At 64.8% G+C, this 1,305-nt stretch carries 2 protein-coding genes; both read left to right on the top strand.

Annotation, left to right across the window (positions count from 1 at the left end; translation table 11 throughout):
* A partial coding sequence (locus tag ABZ453_RS50905) for a sugar ABC transporter permease (RefSeq protein WP_359026853.1) occupies positions 1-424 on the top strand: 424 nt, incomplete at its 5' end.
* Positions 421-1,305, top strand: a complete 885-nt coding sequence (locus ABZ453_RS50900; protein ID WP_359026852.1) for a carbohydrate ABC transporter permease — start codon at positions 421-423, stop codon at positions 1,303-1,305. The genes ABZ453_RS50905 and ABZ453_RS50900, both read left to right, overlap by 4 nt.

Genomic DNA, 1,305 nt, shown 5'->3' with positions numbered 1-1,305 from the left:
TCCCCACCTCAACCTGTGGGCCGTGCTGGTCGCCGCGTCCTGGCGGCACACCGGCTACATGATGATCCTCTACCTGGCCGGCCTGAAGGGCGTCGACCCCTCCCTGCGCGAGGCCTCCGCCCTGGACGGCGCCAATGAGTGGCAGACGTTCAAGAACGTCATCTTCCCCACCCTGCGCCCCACCAACACCGTCGTCCTGGTCGTCACGATCATCGAGGCGCTGCGCGCCTTCGACCTGGTGTTCGTCTTCAACAAGGGCGCCCAGGGCACCGAACTGCTGTCCATCCTGATCACCAACAACATCATCGGCGAGTCCAGCCGGATCGGCTACGGCTCCGCGATCGCCGTGGTCCTGCTGGTGATCTCCCTCGCGGTCATCATCCCCTACCTGATCGCGACCTTCCGCAAGGAGCGCCAGGCATGAGCACCGCTGTCATCACCAAACAGCGCACGCCCGTGCGCCCCGCCCGCATCCTGCTGCACGCCTTTTTGATCACCACCTCGCTGGCCTGGCTCGCCCCGCTGCTGTGGGCGATCTACGCCGCCCTGCGCCCGTACGCCGAGACCAGCGACAAGGGCTACGTCTCCTGGCCCAGCAAGCTGACCCTGGACAACTTCAAAAACGCCTTCACGCAGTCCGACATGCTGCACTACTTCGGCAACACGCTGATCATCGCGGTCCCGGCCGTGCTGCTGACCCTGCTGCTGTCCTCCATGGTCGCCTTCTACGTCTCCCGCTTCGACTTCCGCCTCAACATCTTCCTGCTGCTGGTCTTCACCGCCGGCAACCTCCTGCCCCAGCAGGTCATCATCACCCCGCTGTACCGCATGTACCTGCTCATCGACCTGCCCGGCATCACCATGAGCGGCAAGCTCTACGACTCCGCCCTCGGCCTGGTCCTCATCCACGTCGCCTTCCAGTCCGGCTTCTGCGCCTTCGTCCTGTCCAACTACATGCGGATGCTGCCGCACGAACTGACCGAGGCCGCCCTCGTCGACGGCGCCTCCGTATGGCGGATGTACTGGCAGATCGTGCTGCCACTGTGCAAACCCGCCATGGCCGCGCTGGCCACCCTGCTGTCGATCTGGATCTACAACGACTTCTTCTGGGCCATCGTGCTGATCTCCACCGGCGAGAACATGCCCATCACCTCCGCCCTGAACAACCTCTCCGGGCAGTACTTCACCGACCCCAACCTCGTCGCCGCCGGCGCCCTCCTCACCGCCATCCCCACCCTCATCGTCTACTTCGTCCTGCAACGCCAGTTCGTCAGCGGCCTCACCCTCGGCGCCAACAAGGGCTGA

Origin of the sequence: Streptomyces sp. NPDC005799 (assembly GCF_040630525.1) — a bacterium.
In the GTDB taxonomy this organism is placed as follows: domain Bacteria; phylum Actinomycetota; class Actinomycetes; order Streptomycetales; family Streptomycetaceae; genus Streptomyces; species Streptomyces griseorubiginosus_B.
Note: the sequence above shows the minus strand (reverse complement) of the source record. Positions and strands in the feature narration are given on the sequence as shown.

Coding starts and splice junctions, on each gene's coding strand:
- ABZ453_RS50900 (WP_359026852.1), top strand. CDS start 421: ATGAGCACCGCTGTCATCACCAAACAGCGCACGCCCGTGCGCCCCGCC.